We start from the raw sequence: 22,378 nt of genomic DNA on the forward strand, positions 1-22,378 counted from the left end.
CTATAATATGTTATTTCAAATTATTAGAGTTTATAATTTTATATTTATGAAACAAACATCAAAATTTTAGTTCATTAATTATTTTTTTAGAGATTAAATGTTTTTTGAATTAAAAAAATTATATATTTATTGACATTTGTAATTATATTTATATGCTAATTTAGTATATTATATTTTTTAATAGGAAAATAATATGAAAAGAATAGTGTTTTATTTATTTGTTTTAACGAGTGTGTTTCTTGCAATCTCTTGTAACAAGTCATCAAAAAATGTAGCTGAAGATGGCAGTATTATTATTCAAGTATTTACAAGATACGGTTCTGAAAGTCCGGATGAGGTTTATTTCAGACAGAAAGTAGAAGAGTTTAATAATATGAGCAATGGTGTAAAAGTGGTTACAGATTATGTTGTTCAGGAAGCCAATTATTTGGATAAGTTGAGGGTTTCTTTTGCTAATGGGGATACTCCTAATATTTTTCTTGAATACGGCGGTTCAAGAGTTAAAGATTATTTAGAGGCAGATGCTTTAGTAAATATACAGACATATTTTGATACAGATAAAGCTTGGTATGACAGTTTTTATGCTTCTCTTTTCAGTGATTTGAAATATGATGATTATGATGGAATTTGGGGAGTACCTTTCAAGTCATATACTATATTACTTTATTATAATAAAGATATTTTTGCTAAAAACGGTTTGACTCCTCCTGAAACTTATGAGCAATTATTGGCAGTATGCGAAAAATTAAAACAGGCTGGTATTAAGCCTTTCCAAGCAGGCGAAAAAGATATTTGGAGATTGGGACATTTGCATAATAATATAGTATATAAGACATTAGGAGTAGGTGCTGCCAAAAAGCTTGCTGATAGAACTTTATCTTATGACAGCCCTGAGATGATAAGTACTTATCAAAAGATTTATGATATGTTAGGAAAAGGATATTTAGGTACAGATATATTAAATACAGATTATGGTACAGAGGTAGCTTCATTTGAATCAGAAAAATCTGCTATGATGTGGAATGGTTCTTGGTATGTATTAGAAACTGTAGGAAAGGATATATATAATAAAATAGGTGTTGTTCCATTCCCATATATTAACCCTCAATATAAAACACATGCTCAAGGCGGAGCTTCAGATATGCTATATATTTCTAAATTAAATAAATCTGAAGAAGAAATAGAAGCATCTATAAAGTTTTTAAAATATATTACATCAGAAGAATATTTCAGAGGATTAAATGAAGTAGCTGCTGCTATACCTCCTGTTAAATTTACTCCTTCAGAAAATGCACCTGAGAATCCTGTTTTAGATGAAGTATTTAAAATATTAAACAGCTATGAGGCATTAGGCTCAGATGTTCAAAATTCTGACCCTGCTTCACATATGTTAGACTCTGTTAGAAATGCTTTGCAAGGATTAGGTATGGGAAATACTCCTGAAGAGTGCGGAAAACAAATTGTAGAACGTTTGAATCAATAAAAAATAGGATAATTTATGAATAAAAAAAGAAAGGACACCTTTATAATTATATTATTTTTAGCTCCAGCTTTGATAATATTTTTTGGTTTAATAATATATCCTGTTTTAAATACAATATATTTATCTTTTTTCAGCTGGAAAGGGATATTTGGCTCTCCTTTAAAATTTGTAGGGTTAAATAATTTTATAAATGTTTTAAAAAGTCCTAGTTTTTTTAAAGCATTATTAAATTCATTCTATTTTATGATAGGCGGTTTTTTAATATTAATGCCTTTATCATTCATTTTAGCATTACTTATTACTTCCAAGCTAAGAGGTACAAAATTAATGAAAACTTCATTTTTTATGCCTATTATGCTTTCAGGTACAGCAATAGCTTTAATGTGGGTATATATATTAAATCCTACTTATGGTGCTTTAAATGTTATATTAAAAGCAATAGGGTTAGATTTTTTAGCAAAAGAATGGCTTTCTACTCCTACTTTAAATATATGGTCTATTGTTCTTGTAAACGAGTGGACTTATGCAGGGTATAATATGCTTATATTTGCTGCAGGTTTAATAGCTATACCTAATTCTATTTATGAGTCTGCTGAATTAGACGGATGTACGGGCATTAAAAAATTAATATACATTTCTATACCTTTATCTAAAGAATCTTTTAAAATATTTTCTATATTGTGTATTACAGGATGTTTAAAGGTTTTTGATTTAGTTTGGGCTATGACCAAGGGCGGACCAAACAGAACTTCAGAAGTACCTGCCACATTATTATATAATGAAGCATTTACTTTTAAATCTTTTGGTACAAGCAGTGCCATAGGAGTAATACTGCTGCTGTTAGGTATTATATTGAGTTTTTTATTGACAAAAACTTTATTCAAAAAAGAAGAATAATTGCGGAGGATTATAAATGAGCAGAAAAATGTTTAAATACGGAGCTTATGCTTTTGCTATATTATGGGGTATAACAACTTTATTTCCTCTTGCTATTACTTTACTCTCTTCATTTAAAGACAATAATGGAATATATTTAAGTATGTTCTCATTGCCCAAAGAGTGGATTTGGCAAAATTATACAGATGCTTTTACTGTGGCAAAAATAGGAAGGGGTATATTAAATTCTATTTTTATTGCGATAATATCTACAGCACTAACTATAGTAATAGGAATGTTTACTGCATATATTTTATCAAGAAAAAAGTTTAAATATAAATCATTAATATATTTATTATTTGTTGTAGGCGTTATGATACCTGTACATTGTACTATAATACCTATATCAAGCCTTTCTACTATACTTAATGGTAAAAATACATATTGGTTTATAATATTAGTTTATGTAGCTTTCGGATTATCACAGGCAGTGTTTTTATTTACTGGATATTTAGATGGAATAGACAAGGAAATAGATGAGGCTGCTATTATAGATGGATGTAATGATTTTCAATTATTATTTAGAATATTGTATCCTGTATCAATACCAATCATTTCTACAGAGGCTATATTAGCTTTTATAGCAGGATATGGAGAGTTGATTTTTTCTATGATATTATTTACAGATGAGTCTAAATATACTGTAGCTAGGTCTATGCTTGCTTTTTCAGGCGGATATCAGCAGAGATTAGGACCTATATTTGCGTGCATAATTATAGCCGTTCTTCCTATGCTTGTATTATATATATTCTTCCATGAAAAAGTTCAGGCTGGTATGATGGCTGGTTCTATTAAAGGTTAAAAATTAAAATAAAAAATTACAAATTATAGGAGAACTAAAAATGATTAAAGATACTAAACAGCAATGGTTTAAAGATGCTAAGTTCGGTTTATTTATACATTGGGGATTATACTCTATATTAGCGGGAGAATATAAAGGTAAAAAAACTGAGAGAATAGGCGAATGGATAATGAATAGTTTAAATATACCTGTAGAGGAATATGAGAAGTTAGCAGCTGAATTTAATCCTGTAAATTTTGATGCTGAATATATAGTGAAAAAAGCTAAAGATTGGGGAATGAAATATATTGTATTTACCTCCAAACATCATGAAGGTTTTGCTATGTATGATTCTAAATGCAGCAGCTATAATGTTGTAAAAGCAACACCATATAAAAAAGACATATTAAAACAGCTGCAATTAGCATGCGAAAAACATTCTATGAAATTAGGATTATATTATTCTCAAGCACAGGATTGGCATGACCCTAATGGACTTATGGCTGGTAAAGATAATTCAAAAAAGGATTATCAGTATTATTTAGACCATAAAGTAAAACCTCAGTTAAAAGAAATATTGACAGAATATGGAGAGATAGCTTTAATATGGTTTGATACTCCAATGGAAAGCACCCCAGAACAAAGCAAATCATTATATGATTTAGTAAAATCAATACAGCCTAATTGTATAGTAAGCGGAAGAATAGGCAATCAAATAGGCGAATATATGACAACAGGTGATAATTTTATACCTAGGCTTCCTTATGATGGAGATTGGGAAATACCTGCTACTTTGAATGATACTTGGGGATTTAAAAAAGATGATCATAATTGGAAAAACCCTAATGATATTATAAGGATACTTTTAAAAATTGTAAGCAGAGGCGGAAACTATCTTCTTAATATTGGTCCTGATAGTTTGGGCAATGTGCCTAAAGAAAGTATAGATATATTAGACACTGTAGGAAAATATGTAAAGGATAATGAAGAAGCTATATTTGCAAGCAAGAAAGTTGATATATATCCGTATGAATTGGAATGGGCTCAATTTACTCAAAAAGATTATAAGCTGTTTGTTCATGTATTATCCCCTATAAAATATATAGAGCTTCTAAATGTAAAAAATAAAGTAAAAAAAGCTTATGTTCTTAAAGATAAAAGAGAATTAAAATGTGATTGTTTAAAAGCCTGCGAAGGAAATAGTGTAATAGAAGTTGATTTACCTAAAGATATGTATGATAAATATAATTATTGTGTTTGTCTCGAATTAGAAGAACAGTATCCTATATTTGAACCTATAGTAGGATAAAATTTATAATTCTTTAATAAATTGTATAAAAAAGCAGCTGATTATTTTCTGTGTTTATAGAAAATAATTAACTGCTTTTATAAAATATTTAATTAAAAAACTAATAATTATTTTTTCTTGCCTTGATTAGCTACAGCTTCCATAGCTTTTTTAACAGCTTCAGGGTCTCCTAAATACTGTTTATTAACAGCTTTGAAGTTATCATCAAGTTCATAAACTAAAGGCATTCCAGTAGGTATATTAAGCTCTGTGATGTCAGCATCAGAAATATTATCTAAATATTTAACTAATGCTCTTAAGCTGTTTCCGTGAGCAGCGATTATAATTTTTTTACCTGCTTTAATATCTGGAAGTATAACATTTTCCCAGAAAGGAACAACTCTTGCAACAGTATCTTTTAAACATTCTGTAAGAGGAAGTTCTTTTTCAGATAAGCTTTTGTAGCGAGGGTCATTTCCGGGATATCTTTCATCAGATTTTTCTAAAGCAGGAGGCGGAGTATCATAACTTCTTCTCCATATTTTTACTTGGTCTTCACCATATTTTTCAGCAGTTTGAGATTTGTTTAATCCCTGTAAAGCACCATAATGTCTTTCATTAAGCTGCCAGCATTTTTCTACAGGTATCCATAAAAGTCCCATTTCTTCTAATACTAAGTTTAGAGTTTTGATTGCACGAGTAAGTGTAGAAGTATAAGCCTTATCAAAAGTAAAACCAGCTTTTTTAAGTTCTACTCCGCCAGATTTAGCTTCTTCAATACCTTTTTCTGATAAAGTAACATCAGCCCAACCAGTAAAAAGGTTTTCTTTATTCCAAACACTTTCCCCATGTCTTATTAAAACAACTTTAGTCATTAATGAACTCCTTATAAAAGTGTATTTTTATTTATTATATAGTTAAAAGTATAAAAAATCAAAAAATCTTAATTAAATATTTATTATTTATGAAAGTTTATTTTAAATATTTTTAAATTGTTTGTAAAAAAAGAATTTTGCACTTGACAAAAAATATGTTTGTAGTATAATAATTAAACTTAAAAAGTTTTTTGGAGTTGTAGCTCAGTTTGGTTAGAGCGCCTGCCTGTCACGCAGGAGGTCGCGGGTTCGAGCCCCGTTAACTCCGATTTTTATTTTAACTATTTTTCACTGGAGTAATGAATGCCTAATATAAGATCCGCTTCTAAAAGATTAAGACAAAATGTTACGAGAAATCTTTATAACAGAAAAATAAAAAGCTTTTTAAATACTCAAAAAAAGAAAGTATTAAAGTCTATTGATGCTAATGATAAAAATGCTTCTATAGCTGAATTTAATAAATATGCTAGTGCTTTAGATAAAGCTGCTAGAAAATCTGTTATTCATAGTAACAGAGCTAGCGTTAAAAAATCTGAAATGATGAAGAAAATTAACGCTTTGAAATAATTTTTAAGATAATTCTCAAGTTGTGTGTTCATATTGAGGCTATGGCTTTTTGCTGTAGCCTTAATTTTTATATAATATATATTAAATTAAAATAGATAAAATACGAATATATAATATAAATATATATTCATTTTTTGTTATATGAAAAAAGTTTTATTGTTTTTTATAATTTTGTATTCATTTTTATATACACAAAGCATCACAGAGGCTTCTTTGCCGCTTCAAGCTAAAAATTTTATTAATCTTAATTTAGAAGGTGATACTGTAGATACTGTTAGTTTGTATCAAAATGGCGGAGGATATGAAGTTAATACTAAATTGGGTTTTAATATCATATTTTATCAAAGCGGACTTTGGAAAAGCATTAAAATAGACAATTTAGAAAATAACCCAAACGGAATACCAAGAAGCTGTATACATAGAAGCATGGTTAAAGTAATAGATAATGAATATCCTTCCTCAAAAATAACTTCTATAACGAGAGAAAATAAGTTTTTTACTGTTGTGCTTAATAATAATGTAGAATTACAAATTACAGGCTATGGAATTATAGTATCTAAAAAGAATTTAGAAGAAGAGTAAAATCAATTTATGCTTTACATATGAATTGATTGCATTTTGTTGTTCTTTTTAGTATTTTATATAGTTAAATATATTTTTTGTTATTAAGTTTATTTCGTTGAAAGATTTATTTTTTATATATATTTTTATTAATATTTTATTTTTTTATATAATTATAGTATTAGCTTATATTTAATATATGCATTTTTTGCAATCTTTTAATGAAGCCGCACAGAGACCAACGAGAGTATCTGCGTTTTCATAGCAGCAAAAAGCTGATAACTTATTAAAAAAATATTTAATTAGTAAAATGTAATCATTTTTAGTTATATATAAATTCATTGCTTTTTTTTAACACGATTGTTATAATGTTTTAGTATTTATACTGTAATTAATTATTGTAGATGACGATAATTATTATAAAATTGTAAATAACAATTAGTATATATAGAAAAATAGGAAAGAAAATGTATATAAAGAATCTTAATTTGCACGGATTCAAATCATTTGCCATAGAAACTAATATAGAGTTTAATGAGGGTGTTACTGTAGTGCTTGGACCTAATGGTATAGGTAAGAGTAATATAGTAGAGGCCTTTTTATGGGTAATGGGAGAGCAGTCTGCAAGCAGATTAAGAATAGACAGTTCCAAAGGGCTTGAGAGTGTTATATTTCATGGTACAGATACCAGAAAACCATCTTCTTTGGCTCAAGTAGCTTTAACTTTAGATAATACTTCAAGATGGATAAAAAAATATGATAAAGATGAGATAATAGTTACAAGGAAGTATTATAGAAAGGGTTTATCAGAATATTATATCAATGATGAGCAGGTTAGGCTTAAAGATATAGTGGATATGTTTCTTGATACAGGACTTGGAAAAAATGCCTATTCTGTAATTAAACAAGGAACAGTTTCTGAGATTGCCAAACAAAAACCTGAAGAGAGAAGATATATAATAGAAAATGCTGCGGGTATTAGTAAATATCTTGAGAGAAGAAGAGAGGCTACCAAAAAACTTGAAGACTCTGAGAGAAACCTTGATAATGTAAAGATAGATATAAAAAATGCTGAGAAAAATTATAAATCATTAAAAGACCAAGCTGCACGCACAGAGAAATATTATTCGCTTATAGATGAAAAGAAAAAGATAAGCATAAGCATAAATGTTAATCAGATTAAAAAGGCAAAAATTACTTTAGAGGATTATAATAAAAATCTTGAAGAGTTTAATAGTAAAAAGCAAGAACTTGAAAAGAACCTCTTAGATTTGGATAAACAAAAACAGCAGGAACTATTGAAATTTGAAGAGACGAGAACTTTATCTATAGAGCTTGATAAGCAGGTGTCATTAATAGTAACAGAGCTTGGTCATATAGAAAAAATGTCTAGCCAATTAAAAATACAATTAGAAAATAAGTTCAAAGAAAAAGAAGAAACAATAAATAGAAAAAATACATTAGCTAAAAGAATAGAAGAAGATAAAAATCAAATATTAGAATTAGATAAAGACATAAAAAACATATTAGAAAATATTGAGTTAGCATTAAAAGAACAAGAGGTAGAAGAGAGCAATATTGCAAGCGAGCAAAACAAAATAGCCAGCTGCAACGATGAAATAGCAATGCTTACTCAAAACAATCAAAGCAATACTTTAAAAATAGCCGATGCGAGAGAAAGACAGCTTGAAGTGATAAATAAAATAATTACAGAGATTGATGAGAAGAAAAAAGATATAATGGGTAATAGTTTTTATCAGAATATAGGAAAGCATGAGGCTGATATTGATATAGGTTTTAATAACTTGCTTGGTTCTATTAACACCAAAATGAACACTATAAAAGAGTTTGAAGATGACGGTGTTTTAGATAATCTCAATGAGCTTAGTTTTAATTCTTTATCATCATTTGTAAGAAATTTAAAAGAGATGCTTGATACAGAGAAAAGAGATGCTTTACTTTTGCAAGATATTTTTAAGGAATATACTAAAATAAAAGACCCGTTTGTTGATTTGTTGTTTGATAAAGAGGGTACTTATATGCAAAAGGAGGCTATAGATAAAGAGATAGCTTCTTTGGAATCTTCTATTCAAAACAATCTTGACAGAATAGAAGAGCTTAACAACGAAATAAAAAAAGCAACAGAAAATATTAATTTGTCAAACTCTAATCTTACTACTCTTACAATATCAAAAGCAAAATATGAGACAAATAAAAAGGCTTCTGAAGATAGAAAAGAGATGATAATAAAAAGCATAGCCATTGTAGAAGAAGAGTTTGCAACATTAAATGATAAGATACAAAAACAAGAAGAAGATTATAAATTATTAGATAAAGAGCTTAAAGATAATATAAGTAATTTTAAAGAATTAGAAAAGAAAAAAACAAAAATGGAGAGTGAGGCAAGATTAAAGGCTAGTGAAATTAAAAAGGCTGAATCTGCTTTATCTAACTTTGATGTTAATCATTCAAAGCATATAAAAAAGTTAAACGAAACAAATGAGAATATTACAAGAATAAGCGAAAGAATTAATCAGACAAAAGATAAGATTAATGATATATATAATAATTTTTATGAAACCAATGCTATTAATTTGAAAGAGTATGAGGCTGTTACTGAAGGCTTGATTGATGAAGAAGTTTTTAGAAACAAGCTCAACACTATTAATGACAAGATTAAGAATTTAGGTCATATTAATGAGATGGCACTCGATGAATATCAAGAGGCAAAAAATAGATTTGAGTTTTTAAGCAAACAAAAAGAGGATTTGGAAAAATCGAAAGAAGAGATATTAAAAATAATAGCTGATGCCAACAAAAAGGCAGGAGAAGATTTTCTTAAAACATTTAACGAAATAAACAAAAAATTCTCTGAAACATTTAAGATATTATTTGGCGGCGGTAATGCTGGCTTAAAAATACAAAACGAAGAAGATTTATTAAACAGTCCTATTGATATATTCGCACAGCCGCCGGGCAAGAAAATGGAAAACATAGTGTCATACTCTGGTGGTGAGCTTACTATGACAGGGCTTGCTTTGGTATTTGCTATATTTTTGTATAGACCTAGTCCATTTTGTATACTCGATGAGGTGGATGCTGCTTTGGACGGTGCTAACATTATAAGATATAAGAATATGGTTAAGGGCTTATCTGATAAAACTCAATTCTTAATTATCACGCATGATGAGGTATCTGCCACTATAGCCGATACTTATTATGGAATTACAGCGGAAGAGAAGGGCGTATCTAAGATATTTACAGTGAAGGTTGATAAAGACGGAGCTGTAAACGGCAGCGAAGAGAAGTTAGTTACAAACGAATAGTTATATATTAATTAACTGTATTTTTATGTAATTTTTTAATCAACTTTTTCCCGCCGCAAAAAGTGCAAATGTTTTAGCTTTATATGTTGGAATATATAAAATAATATCATATGTATTTTTGGAAACAGCTAAAGCTTGATTTATTTAAAATATAGTTCTTTTGCTTCTTTTATACCAATAAAAGAAGTGGGGGCGTGGGGGCAAAGCCACCACAAACAATAAATTTAAATATGAAATTCTTAGTCTATGTTGAAAAATTTTAAGTAAAAAATTATTGTTCTTTTTCCCGCCGCAAAAAGAACCAAAAAGTGCAAATGTTTTAGCTTTATATGTTGGAATATGTATAAAATAATATCATATGTATTTTTGGTAACAGCTAAAGCTTGATTTCTTAAAAATAAAGTTCTTTTGCTTCTTTTATACCAGTAAAAGAAGTGGGGGTACGGGGGCTAGTCCCCGCAAGTATTCAAAATTATAAAAATAATTTTTGACAAAATGCAATCACTTTAGTATAATTTTTATATTATTATTTTTTAGAGAGTATTTATGAAAACCATAGAAGAGCTTATAGCAAAATTGTCTAAAAACCAAATGGACTATAACGTATTTATAAAATTTAATGCCAAAACACCGTTAGAAAAAACTTCTCTTACTAATTTAATAAGAAAAGCAATCAGCGACGGATATATACAAAAGACCGACAGTAATTTACTTAAAGTAACTAAAGCTGGGCATTTATTTATAAACCCAAATAGTGCCAACAAAGAAGCCGTAAAAACTCCAGTTCACGCTAAAAAAATAAATATTAATATAGATAATGCGAAATTAGATTCAGAGATAATAGCAGATGCTTATAATATTAAATTAAACTTTTCTGATGATTTATTGAAGTTAGCAGAAAATATTAATAACAATGCTAATTTTAATGATACTACTGACAGGGTTGATTTTAGGAGTTTAAAAACTGTTACAATAGACTCAGAGCATTCAAAAGACTTAGACGATGCATTCAGTATAGAAAGGGTAGATGATAATTATAAAGTGTATGTGCATATTTCTGATGTCAGCCACTTTATAGAACCTGACTCTCCTCTTGACATAGAAGCAAAAAAAACAGGAAACTCAACCTATTTAATAGATAAAGTATATAACATGTTTCCAGAGATTCTTTCAAATGGAATAATTTCACTCAATGAAAAAGCTGATAGATTTGCTTTGACTTTAATTTGTGTTATAGATAAAGACGGAAATATTTTGCAAAGCGATTTTGTTAAAAGCATTATAAACTCAGACAAAAAATTATCATACAATTACGTAGAAGATATTATAAACAAAAAGGCTAATGATGAAGATTGGCTTATGGAACTAATAAATAATGCTTTGGAAGTAAAAAATATATTGCATAAAAAAAGAAGCAAAGGTGTAGAGTTTGAGAGTGATGATATTAATATAGTATTAGATGATAATGGGGTACCTATAGAGTTTTATGCTGAAGAGAAAAAGGAGTCTATGCTTATAATAGAATCTTTAATGCTTTTGGCTAATAGTGAAATAGCAAAAAAGTTAAGAGATTATGAGGGGGTAATATACCGCTATCATGGTGCACCTGATAATTACAGATTCAATAATTTTAAGATATTAGCACATAATAAAGGCTATGAATTAAAAAAATTAGATGAAAATAATTATGATTTAATTGATTTTTTAGAAAAGATAAAAGGAAAGGCAGAAGAAAAACTTCTTACAGGTGTTTTAATGCGTTCTATGACACCATCATCATATAGTGTAATTAATAAAAGTCATTTTGGTTTGGGTTTTGATTATTATACTTACTTTACTTCGCCTATAAGAAGGTATGTTGATTTAACAATACATAGAATAGTAAAAGATTATATTATAGATAAAAAAACATATATCAATGATGATAACAAATATATGTCCGTAGCAGATGAATGCACTTTGCTTGACAGAACATCAAAGAAGGCAGAAAGGCATTTAAGGCAAATAAAAGCTGCAAGGTATATGAAAGATAGGCTTGGAGATGAATATTACGGCTTTATTAGTTTGCTTTCAAGGAATGGTATTACAGTTGAGATAGAGGGACTTGATATAGAGGGTTTTATTGAATCCACTTATGTTGGTGCAAATTATAGATTTTATGAGGATATGCAAAGTATTTATATTGATAAAGTTAAGATGTATGAGCTTGGAGATATGGTTAAGATTTTTGTTGTAAAAGCAAATATAGAAACAGGAAAGATATATTTCTCTCTTTAATTATTAATTATATGAAAGTTTTTAAATAATTTATTTACATATTTGTTTTTCAATGTTGACAAAAAATAATTAATTATTTAGAATAAATTATAAAGGTCTGCATTTATTCGGGCTTTTATTTTTTTGTATAAACTGAACACTGTTCACTTAAAAACTTATTAGGAGATTTGTATATGAAATATTTAATTATTATATTATCAGCATTTTCATGCTTTTTATATTCATATAATTCTAAAGATATTAACAGTTTTTATAACAGTTATTATTCTGCTAATTATGATATAAAAGAAATAGAAAATAATTCATCTCAAACAGATAAAAATATATATCATTTGGTTTATTCAAAAACTATAGTTAACGAAAAAGAGAAGTATAATTATTTAAAAAAAGCTATAGAAGAAAATAATGATTATGAAAAGTCTGATGATATTGATTATTTAATAAGTGTATCTGAGTTGATGAATTATATAATTTATTTTAGCAATCTTCCAGAAAAAATTTCTTTTGGTTCAAAAAGCAGAGATATATATGAAAAAATATTAGAAAAAGACAGTGAAAACTTTTTTGCTCTTCTTGGTACAGGAGTAGGCTATATGCATGCACCAGCCATAGCAGGCGGAAGCAATAAAAAGGCTTTTGAATATTTTAATAAGGCTTTAATAAATGCTAAAGAAGAATATCAAAAGTATTTATCATATATTTGGCTTTCACAATATTATTTTAAAACTAAAGATGAAGAAAATTATCAAAAATATATTAATATGTGTAAAAGGGTATATCCAAAGGGAGAATTATTAAAAGAGGCTTTAGACAGAAATAATATTAATAAAAAACATTTATAATTACATGTTGTTTTATTGACAAAACAAAAATATAGTTTATAATGAACATTGTTCAATATAGGTGTGAAAAGTAAAATATATTGAACTTTTATTTTGTTTGCACACTGAACAAGGTTCAATATAAGGCTGCAATTATGAGAGTGTTATTTATAGTTTTAGGTTTTTTATTTATGGGGATAGGCATTATAGGAGTGATAATTCCGATACTTCCTACTGCTCCTTTTTTACTTCTGTCCGGATTCTTTTTTGCTAAGGGCTCAAAGAAGTTTCATGACTGGTTTATATCAACAAAGCTTTATAAGAAACATTTAGAGAGTTTTGTTAAATCAAAATCTATGACTTTAAAATCTAAACTTAGCATACTTATACCTGTAACTATTATGCTAATAATTGCATTTATATTTGTAAATAACTTGCATGCGAGGATAGCGTTAATTATTTTAATAATAGTAAAATATTTATATTTTTTCATATGTATAAAAACTATAAAATATGATGAAAGAGTAGAAAATAATGTTGGATTAGAAGAATAATAAAATAATGATTTGGATAGTTTTTTATGAATAGATATATTATTATAGTTAATATTTTCGTATTTAGTTTTTTTGATATTATTTACACAGAGGAGGAGAAAAGAAATGCTATTGAATCTCCTATTGATAACAGATTTTTTTCTATAGGGTTATACAGCAGTGCAGACACTATAAAGACAAGTGTTAATATAGAGGTTGGTTTTAAGATTTTCAAATATAATAATTTTGAGATGAGAAGCTATACATCTGTAGTAGGTTCAAAGATATATGATGATAATCCAGATTTATATGAATTAGGGTTTATGCAGAAAATTACTTTTGGCAGCAAGGATTTATATGAGGATAGGATAAGCATATCAAGATACGGATTTGCTTTTGGAAGTTTTGGATTTATATCATTTAACTCTAATACGAGTCATAAATTTTTATTTGCAGAGCCTTTTTATTGGGAAGTAGGCGGAGGAGCTGGTTTTAATATTAATGTAAGCAGACATTCTTCTATAGTATTAGAATTTGGAGGCGGGCTTCATGATATTATTAATGGCTCTAAACTTGGATATCCGAGAAAGCTAAATATGATTGGATTTGGAAGAATAAGTATAGGTACTAGGTATTATTTTTAATTGAGGTATTTTTATGAATAATATAATAACATCAAAAGAAGATATATTAAAAGCAAGCAGAGAATTAATAAAAGAGAATGGGCTTAATGCCATAAACATACGTTCGGTTGCCAAGGCTTCAAATATAGCGGTTGGTTCTATATATAACTATTTCAACTCAAAGGAAGAACTTACTATTGCGGTTGTTGGCAGCGTATGGTTTGATATATTTCACCCTGCAAATGTTTGTTTAGAATCTGACAGTTTTATAGATAGTGTTGATATAATTTTTCAAAGTTTAGAGAAAGGAAATGAAAAATACCCTAACTTTTTTTCTTATCACTCTTCTATGATATTTGGTAAAAATAAAGATAAGGGTGTTAATATGATGAACACTATAATAAAGCATATGAAAGATGGATTATACAAAACTCTTTCAAATGATAAAAAAGTTAGAAGCGATGCATTTGATGATAATTTTACGGCTAATAAATTTATAGACACTATATTTTCATTTATAATGAGCTCTATGATGAAAGGCGATTATGATAGTTCTGCTATAAGAGAGATAATTAAGAGAACTATTTATTAATATAATAAAAAATAAATATATAAAGAAAAAATTATGATTAATAAAAGGCTTATAGCTTTAATGGGCAAGGCCAAAAAATATATAGCTTGGCATGTAATAATACAGCTTGCTAATCTGATACTTAATATAGCAGCAGTATTTTTTATGGCAGATATTATACAAAAAGTTTATAACGGAAATGTTTTAAAAGAAGATATTATAAAACTATCTATAGCTATTTTTGTGATAATATTATTAAGATTTAGGTTTAATATTTTAATTGCTAATATGTCATATCATGCTTCTGGGAGAGTGAAACAAACTTTAAGAGAGAAGATGTATGCTAAACTTCTCACACTTGGAAGCAGATACAAAGAAAAGTTTTCAACAAGTGAGATAGTACAAATATCAATGGAAGGCGTTGATCAATTAGAAACTTATTTTGGACGTTACTTGCCTCAATTTTTTTATAGTATGATAGCTCCTATTGTACTTTTTTGTGTGCTTTCTACAGTGAGCTTAAAGGCTTCGGTTATACTTTTAATATGTGTGCCGCTTATACCTTTATCAATTGTTGCTATAGTAAAAATTGCTAAGAAAATATTAAAAAAATACTGGGGAAGCTACAGCGATTTGGGAGAGATATTTTTAGAAGATGTACAAGGGCTTACCACTCTAAAAATATATAAGGCTGATGAAAAGAAAAATGAAGAGATGAATATAGAGGCAGAAAAGTTTAGAATTGCTACAATGAATCTGCTATTTATGCAATTAAACTCTACAACTATAATGGATATAATAGCTTATGGCGGAGCTGCTTTAGGGGTAATAATATCTATACTTGAATATATGAAAGGAAATATTAACCTTGCAGGCACATTCACTATAATAATGCTTTCTGCAGAGTTTTTTATTCCTTTAAGACTTTTGGGTTCATTCTTCCATATAGCTATGAATGGAATATCTGCAAGCGATAAGATGTTTGAAATACTTGATATGGAAGAAGACAAAAACAGAATAAACAAAATAAATAAAGACAATGAAGAGATTATTTTTAACAATGTAAGTTTTGCCTACAACGAAGATAAAACTATATTAAAAAATATAAATATCAATATAAAAGAAAAATCATTTGTTTCTATAGTAGGGGTTTCTGGCTCTGGAAAAAGCACCATTGCAGGACTCATATCTTTAAAAAATGAAAATTATAAAGGCTCTATAAAAATAGGTGATATAGAACTTTCTACAATAGACAAAGATGATTTATATAAAAAAATAGTGGTAGTTGATCATAACAGTTATTTATTTGAAGGCACTGTATATGATAATTTAAAAATGGCAGGAAGCACTATCACAGAAAGAAAGATGAATGAAGCATTAAAAAAAGTGGAGCTTTATGATTTTTTACAAACTGAAGATGGTCTTAATACAAAGATAATGGAGAAAGCTTCCAACCTATCGGGAGGACAAAAACAAAGATTAGCATTAGCAAGGGCTATACTTTTTAATGCTGATATATATATATTTGATGAGGCTACTTCTAATGTTGATGTTGAAAGTGAGGAGAGCATTATGGAGGTGATAAGAGATATTGCCAGAGAGAAGACAGTTATATTAATATCTCATAGGCTTTATAACTGCATACCTTCAGACAAGATATATTTTTTAAAAGACGGCGTTATAGAGGAAGAAGGCACACATAATGAATTGATGAGTATAAATGGAGAGTATGCGAGAATATTTAATGAGCAAACAAATTTAGAGAGCATAACAAAAGGAGAGAGTTTAAGCATAGCGATATAATTATATATTTTAAAAATTTTATTTTATTAATTTCTGATTTTTTATGAATATAATAATTTAGCATAAAATAATTAGTTTTGATAAAAAAATGCAGTTCTTTTGCTTCTTTTATACCAATACCGAAAGGTACCTACTCGGTAAAAGAAGTGGGGTTTTACCCTACGGGTACGCTTCGCAGGGGGCAAAGCCCCAAATATAAAAATAGAATATAAATTTATTTTTAATAAAATTTAATTATTTAATAAATATAAACTTATTAAATTTTATTATTTTTTGTTGTTCTTTTCCCGCCTTCGCTGTGCGGACTTCGTCAAAGAACCAAAAAGTGCAAATATATAATTAATGATACTTAATATTACTTTATATAAAGTATAGTCAATAAAAATTAATAGGAGTTTACACGATGCGAAGAAGCGGTATTAAAATTATGGCAGAATTAATCGGACTAATTGCTCCGCTTATGCATGTTATGATATTAGCAATAACTACAGGAGTGTTGGGATTCTTGTGTGCTATATCTATAACAATACTTGGCGGATATGCCATATTAACTTTTTTGGGGTTAAATAATTTCTTTACAATAAAAACAATATTTATTACTGTTTTGGTGCTTGCAGCTTTAAGAGGCTTGCTTCACTATATTGAACAGTTAAGCAATCACTTTATAGCTTTTAAGCTGCTGGCATTGATTAGAGATAAGGTTTTTAGGGCTCTAAGAAAATTATCCCCTGCCAAACTTGAAGGAAGAGATAAAGGAAATTTAATAGCACTTATCACAAGCGACATTGAACTTCTTGAAGTGTTTTATGCTCATACAATTTCACCAATAGCTATAGGCGTATTAACTTCAATAATAATGACAATATTTATAGGAAGTTTTAATATTGTGTTGGGTGCTATTGCTTTACTTGGATATTTTACTATAGGGTTTATCATTCCTTATTTTTCATCAAAGTTTGGAAAGAATGACGGAATGGAATACAGAAATAATTTTGGTAAATTAAACAGCTATTTTCTTGATAGTTTATGGGGTATAAAAGAGATACTCCAATTTGGATACGGTGAGAAAAGAATACAAACAATAGAAAACAAAACTGATGACTTAATGGATTTAAACAAAAAATTAAAAAAATATGAAGGCATAATATCAGGACTTGCCGCTTCTGCTGTATCATTATTCACATTGGCTATTCTTGTAGTAAGTGTGTTAATATCAAAAGACAAAAATTTATCTAACATATTAATCCCCACTATAGCAATGGCGAGTTCTTTCGGACCTGTGATAGCATTGAGTAATTTATCAAACAATTTATTTATGACATTAGCAAGCGGAGAGAGGGTTCTTAATTTACTTGCAGAAAAGCCTATTGTAGAAGAAGTTTATAACGGCGAGAAAGATTTAGAGTTTAATGGGCTTGAATGCGAAAATGTATGCTTTGATTATGAAGGCGAAGAGATATTAAATAATTATAATTTAGAGATAGAGCCTAATAAGATAATAGGTATAAGCGGAAAGAGCGGAAGCGGAAAATCAACGCTTTTAAAACTCTTCATGCGTTTTTGGGATATAAAAGAAGGAAACTTAAAAATATCTGGCTCTAACATAAAAAATATTAACACTGATAGCTTAAGAGATATTGAAAGCTATGTAACACAAGAAACATCTATTTTTAAAGACACTATAGAAAATAATATAAAAATAGCAGATAAAAATGCCACAAGAGAAGAAGTTATAGAAGCCTGCAAAAAGGCATCATTACATGACTTTATAATGAGTCTTCCAAATGGATATGATACCAATGTAGGCGAACTCGGGGACACTTTATCCGGCGGAGAAAAACAAAGAATAGGAATAGCAAGAAGTTTCTTACATAAAGCACCATTTATGCTTCTTGATGAGCCTACAAGCAATCTTGATATTTTAAACGAAGCTGTTATATTAAAATCTGTAAAAGATAATAGCAAAGATAGAACCGTTGTTTTGGTTTCGCATAGACTCTCTACGCTTAACATAGCTGACAAAGTTTATAAAATGAAAACTGACAGAGTGAGTTAAAAAAGCGAATTAAAAATTAAGTTAAAAAAGAAGTATAGTAAAAAATAATACTATACTTCTTTTTATATATATTTATTTAATTATTAATCGTTAACATTCTTTCTGATAAATCCAAGAATCACCGCTGTAACTACAGAACCTATTACTATAGCAAGCAAATACATTATAGGATTATTAACTATAGGCAAAACAAATATTCCTCCATGAGGAGCTCTTAACTCTATATGAAAAGCCATAGACAAAGCTCCAGAAATTGCAGCACCAATCATACAAGAAGGAATAACTCTTATAGGGTCTGATGCGGCAAAAGGTATTGCTCCTTCTGTAATAAATGATAATCCCATAACATAGCAAGTTTTTCCAGCATCTCTTTCATCAGCAGAGAATTTATTTTTAAATATAGTAGTAGCCAATGCTATACCTAAAGGCGGAACCATACCTCCAGCCATAACTGCAGCATGAGGGGCATATTGACCGGAAGCTATCATTGCTATACCAAATGTAAAAGCAGCCTTGTTTATAGGTCCTCCCATATCAGTAGACATCATAGCACCAAGCAAAGCACCTAATAATATTAAGTTTCCTGTGCCTAAGTTTTTTAAGAAATTTGATATTCCTGTATTAATTGCAGCTATTGGATTAACAATGAATAAATACATTATAGCACCAGTAAAAAATATACCAAATAAAGGGTATAATAAAACAGGCTTAATTCCGTCTAAACTTTCAGGCAATTTATTAAATACTTTTTTTAATAAAAGAGTGATGTATCCTCCTAGAAATCCGCCTATTAAACCGCCTAAAAATCCGCCGCCGCTATTTAATGATATCAAACCTCCAACCATAGCAGGAGCAAAACCAGGTCTGTCAGCAATACTCATACCAATAAATCCTGCCATTACAGGAACCATTAAGAAGAATGCATTTCCTCCTCCTATATCATTTAAAAGTTTAGCAAAATAATTGTATGAAGGGTCATTAGGGTTGCTTGCATTAATACCAAACATAAATGAAAATGCTATTAATATACCTCCGCCTACAACAAATGGAAGCATATTTGATACCCCTGACATTAGATGTTTATATACTCCTGTTTTTGGCTTTTTAGCAAATTTATTTGAAGTTTGACTACTGTCTTCACTGCTATGATATATAGGAGCTGTTTGATTTATGGCATTATTTATTAATCTTTCAGGGTCTTTTATCGCCTCTTTTACTCCTACTATATCAACATTCTTTCCATCAAATCTCTCCATAGCAACATTTTTGTCAGCTGCTACTATTATTCCTTTTGCATTTTTTATCTCTTCTTTTGTAAGTTCATTTTTTACACCGCTTGAACCTTTTATAGTAATGCCAAGTTCTTTACCTTTTTTAAGCAAAGCATCAGCAGCCATGTAAGTATGTGCTATTCCTGTAGGGCATGCTGTTACTGCTAATACTTGATATGAATCGCTGCTGTTATTATTTTCCTGATTTAATGATGAGTTTTCATTATCTTTTTCAGCATTCTTTATTAATATATCTAATACTTCCTCTTTGCTTTTTACATTAAGAAGTGCCTCTCTTATATCATCTTCAAGAAGAAGTGTTGTTATTTTTGATAATAATTCAATATGAGAATCGTTAGAGTTTTCTGGAGCTGCTATCATAAAAAATAAATGAGAAGGCTCTCCGTCTAATGATTCATAATCAACACCTTTTTTAGAAATACCTATTGCAACTGTAGGAATCTTTACTGCATTAGTTTTACCATGGGGTATTGCTATACCTTCTTCCATACCCGTTGAGCTTTGAGCTTCTCTTTTTAATATTTCTTTTTTATACTCTTCTCTATTATTTAATTTACCGTTATTATAGAGAATATCTATCATTTCATCTATAATTTCTGATTTTGTTTGTCCCTTTAAATCTATATTAATACAATCTAAAGTTATAACATCTTTTAGCATTTTTAGCCTCCATTTATATAAACTTTAATTAATTTTTTTTATTTCAACTTTTTCTAAAAACTTATTCATATTTTCAAATGTAGTTAACATTTCAGAACATGCAGTAGAGCTTCCACTTGCTATAGCATATTTATAAGAATCAACTATACTTAAATTATTGCTTAATCCATAAACTATACCAGCAACCATAGAATCCCCTGCACCAACAGAACTTATCAATTTGCCATCAGGAGCATTTCCAATATAAGCCTCATCTTTTGTTACGAGTATAGAACCATCTTTACCCAAAGAAACTATTACATTTTCGCTTCCCTCTTTTATTAATTCTCTGGCATATTTTATGATGTCATCTGTTGATTCTATATTTTTATTAAAGTATTCGCTTAATTCTTTTTTATTAGGTTTTGTGAGAAATACTTTTTCTCTTAATCCTATTTTAAATGCTTCATCTCTTGCATCTAATATCACTTTTATATTTTTATTTGAATTTGATATAACATCTTTGTATATAGAACTGTCAATAGAATTAGGAACGCTTCCAGATAATACTAAAACATCATTTTCTTTTACATTATTTTTTATGTAGTTTATAAGTTCATTAACTTTTTCTTTTGAAATATTAGGAGATTTTCCTGCTATTTCGCTTTCCGTTTTTTTTGTTTTTAATTTAATATTTATTCTTGTATCTTCCTCTAAATAAATAAAACTTTCTTTAATGCCGTATTCTTTAAGATGTTTTTTTATATAATCTCCTGTAAAGCCTCCGCAAAAACCTAATGCAGTAGATTCAACATTAAAATTTTTAAGTACCTTAGAAACATTTATTCCCTTGCCGCCTGCTAATGTATAGGCATTATTAACTTTGTTTAAATCACCCTCTTCAAAGTTTTCTATGTCTATATAATAATCAACGGCAGGATTTAATGTTAAAGTATATATCATAGTTAATCCTCCTTGTTTTTATTTTTTCTTTCTTTTATTTATTTTATCAATTAACAATATATAAGCCTTTTAATTTGCTTTTTATCTCTTCATTTATTTCTTTAGCATTTGTTATTAAGTAGGAATCTTCTAAGTTGTAAAAATTAATTAAACTCTTTTTTTGTAATTTTGATTCATCGCATAAGAAGTAAGTTTTATTTGCCTTTGAAGCAGCTTCACTTTTTATCAATGCCTCTTCGCTGTCAGGAGTAGAATATCCGTTAACATCCATTCCATTTGCCCCCATAAATGCCAAATCAAAATTAAAACTTTTTAGAGATAAAACAGCACTAGCACCAACTAAAGCACCAGTAAGCATTTTTATCTTGCCGCCAATGAGGTAAGTTTCTATTTTTTTGTTATAAAGTTCTTCTATATGGCTAAGCCCGTTAGTTACTACTCTTATATTTTCTATTCCAGCTAAATATTTAATCATAGCAAAAACACTTGTGCCAGCATCTAAATATATAGTGCTTCCGCTTTCTACTAATGAAGAAGCAAACTTTCCTATTCTTTCTTTTTCTTCTGAGTATATTTCTTTTTTGTATAATAAACTCTCTTCCTGTGTATCAATTGATATCGCACCGCCATGAACCCTTCTTATTTTTCCTGCTTTTTCAAGAAATGTTAAATCTCGTCTAATTGTAGCCTCTGATACATTTAGCCTTTCAATTAATTCTTCTACTTTTATGTTTCTTTTCTCTTTTATAACTTCTAATATTAGTTCATATCTGCTTACTTTTAGCATTTTTACCTCTTTATAATTATAGTATATAAAATTTTCATAAAAAATCAATCAAAAATAATCAAAATCAATCAAAATTAATCAAAAAAATATGTAGTTTTATCTAAAAATATTATAAATTAGGGGGCTGTCCTAGATAACTTAAATTTGTTAAAATTTAAGTATGAAACGCAGTAAATTAAGTAAAGATAAACAATTA

General features: G+C 28.5%; 18 protein-coding genes and 1 tRNA gene. 15 read left to right on the forward strand and 4 right to left on the reverse strand.

Translation table 11 applies throughout. The annotated features are described in order from the left end of the window. Positions 1-193 precede the first annotated feature (193 nt). The 4 genes from Q0H31_RS00480 to Q0H31_RS00495 are packed head-to-tail and all read left to right on the forward strand — an operon-like array spanning position 194 to position 4,509. On the forward strand, positions 194-1,483 hold the full coding sequence (locus Q0H31_RS00480; RefSeq protein ID WP_295294937.1) for an extracellular solute-binding protein: 1,290 nt from the start codon (positions 194-196) through the stop codon (positions 1,481-1,483). Positions 1,484-1,498: 15 nt separating this feature from the next. Next, positions 1,499-2,380, forward strand: coding sequence for a carbohydrate ABC transporter permease (locus Q0H31_RS00485; RefSeq protein WP_295294939.1), 882 nt, complete (start codon positions 1,499-1,501; stop codon positions 2,378-2,380). Between the two features lie 16 nt (positions 2,381-2,396). Further along, positions 2,397-3,221, forward strand: coding sequence for a carbohydrate ABC transporter permease (locus Q0H31_RS00490; protein WP_295294941.1), 825 nt, complete (start codon positions 2,397-2,399; stop codon positions 3,219-3,221). Between the two features lie 40 nt (positions 3,222-3,261). After that, positions 3,262-4,509 carry an alpha-L-fucosidase gene (locus Q0H31_RS00495; protein WP_295294942.1) on the forward strand — a complete coding sequence of 416 codons (1,248 nt, stop codon included), beginning with the start codon at positions 3,262-3,264 and terminating at the stop codon, positions 4,507-4,509. A 107-nt stretch (positions 4,510-4,616) separates the two neighbouring features. Here Q0H31_RS00495 and gpmA read toward each other — a convergent pair whose 3' ends face one another. Then, positions 4,617-5,363, reverse strand: a complete 747-nt coding sequence (gene gpmA, locus Q0H31_RS00500) for a 2,3-diphosphoglycerate-dependent phosphoglycerate mutase (protein ID WP_295294943.1) — start codon at positions 5,361-5,363, stop codon at positions 4,617-4,619. 193 nt (positions 5,364-5,556) lie between these two features. Here gpmA and Q0H31_RS00505 point away from each other — a divergent pair. The 11 genes from Q0H31_RS00505 (at position 5,557) to Q0H31_RS00555 (ending at position 18,501) form a co-directional block, all read left to right on the forward strand. Further along, positions 5,557-5,631 (forward strand) — tRNA-Asp (locus tag Q0H31_RS00505). A gap of 35 nt (positions 5,632-5,666) precedes the next feature. After that, on the forward strand, positions 5,667-5,930 hold the full coding sequence (gene rpsT, locus Q0H31_RS00510) for a 30S ribosomal protein S20 (RefSeq protein ID WP_295294944.1): 264 nt from the start codon (positions 5,667-5,669) through the stop codon (positions 5,928-5,930). Positions 5,931-6,071: 141 nt separating this feature from the next. Next, positions 6,072-6,512 (forward strand): PepSY-like domain-containing protein, encoded by a 441-nt coding sequence (locus tag Q0H31_RS00515; RefSeq protein WP_295294945.1) that lies wholly within the window; start codon positions 6,072-6,074, stop codon positions 6,510-6,512. A 446-nt stretch (positions 6,513-6,958) separates the two neighbouring features. Next, positions 6,959-9,817 carry an AAA family ATPase gene (locus Q0H31_RS00520; protein WP_295294946.1) on the forward strand — a complete coding sequence of 953 codons (2,859 nt, stop codon included), beginning with the start codon at positions 6,959-6,961 and terminating at the stop codon, positions 9,815-9,817. Positions 9,818-10,363: 546 nt separating this feature from the next. Then, positions 10,364-12,094, forward strand: coding sequence for a ribonuclease R family protein (locus tag Q0H31_RS00525; RefSeq protein ID WP_295294947.1), 1,731 nt, complete (start codon positions 10,364-10,366; stop codon positions 12,092-12,094). Between the two features lie 173 nt (positions 12,095-12,267). Next, positions 12,268-12,936 (forward strand): hypothetical protein, encoded by a 669-nt coding sequence (locus tag Q0H31_RS00530; RefSeq protein ID WP_295294948.1) that lies wholly within the window; start codon positions 12,268-12,270, stop codon positions 12,934-12,936. 134 nt (positions 12,937-13,070) lie between these two features. Next, positions 13,071-13,469, forward strand: a complete 399-nt coding sequence (locus Q0H31_RS00535; protein ID WP_295294949.1) for a YbaN family protein — start codon at positions 13,071-13,073, stop codon at positions 13,467-13,469. A 26-nt stretch (positions 13,470-13,495) separates the two neighbouring features. Beyond that, complete coding sequence (locus Q0H31_RS00540; RefSeq protein ID WP_295294950.1) at positions 13,496-14,092, forward strand: hypothetical protein; 597 nt, start codon at positions 13,496-13,498, stop codon at positions 14,090-14,092. 13 nt (positions 14,093-14,105) lie between these two features. Then, positions 14,106-14,663: a TetR/AcrR family transcriptional regulator gene (locus tag Q0H31_RS00545; RefSeq protein ID WP_295294951.1), complete on the forward strand. Its 558-nt coding sequence runs from the start codon at positions 14,106-14,108 to the stop codon at positions 14,661-14,663. A gap of 33 nt (positions 14,664-14,696) precedes the next feature. After that, entirely contained in the window at positions 14,697-16,445 is a 1,749-nt protein-coding gene (locus Q0H31_RS00550) for an ABC transporter ATP-binding protein/permease (RefSeq protein ID WP_295294952.1), read from the forward strand. Between the two features lie 403 nt (positions 16,446-16,848). Next, entirely contained in the window at positions 16,849-18,501 is a 1,653-nt protein-coding gene (locus Q0H31_RS00555; RefSeq protein ID WP_295294954.1) for an amino acid ABC transporter ATP-binding/permease protein, read from the forward strand. Between the two features lie 83 nt (positions 18,502-18,584). Here the strand turns inward: Q0H31_RS00555 and Q0H31_RS00560 are convergent, their stop codons facing one another. From Q0H31_RS00560 to Q0H31_RS00570, 3 genes are read right to left on the reverse strand one after another with little or no spacing between them, the layout of a single operon-like run. Next, positions 18,585-20,453 (reverse strand): fructose-specific PTS transporter subunit EIIC, encoded by a 1,869-nt coding sequence (locus tag Q0H31_RS00560; protein ID WP_295294956.1) that lies wholly within the window; start codon positions 20,451-20,453, stop codon positions 18,585-18,587. 24 nt (positions 20,454-20,477) lie between these two features. After that, positions 20,478-21,395 carry a 1-phosphofructokinase gene (pfkB, locus tag Q0H31_RS00565; protein ID WP_295294958.1) on the reverse strand — a complete coding sequence of 306 codons (918 nt, stop codon included), beginning with the start codon at positions 21,393-21,395 and terminating at the stop codon, positions 20,478-20,480. Positions 21,396-21,441: 46 nt separating this feature from the next. Next, positions 21,442-22,182, reverse strand: a complete 741-nt coding sequence (locus Q0H31_RS00570; RefSeq protein WP_295294960.1) for a DeoR/GlpR family DNA-binding transcription regulator — start codon at positions 22,180-22,182, stop codon at positions 21,442-21,444. Positions 22,183-22,378 lie beyond the last annotated feature (196 nt).

The organism is uncultured Brachyspira sp. (assembly GCF_934747485.1).
GTDB lineage: Bacteria > Spirochaetota > Brachyspiria > Brachyspirales > Brachyspiraceae > Brachyspira.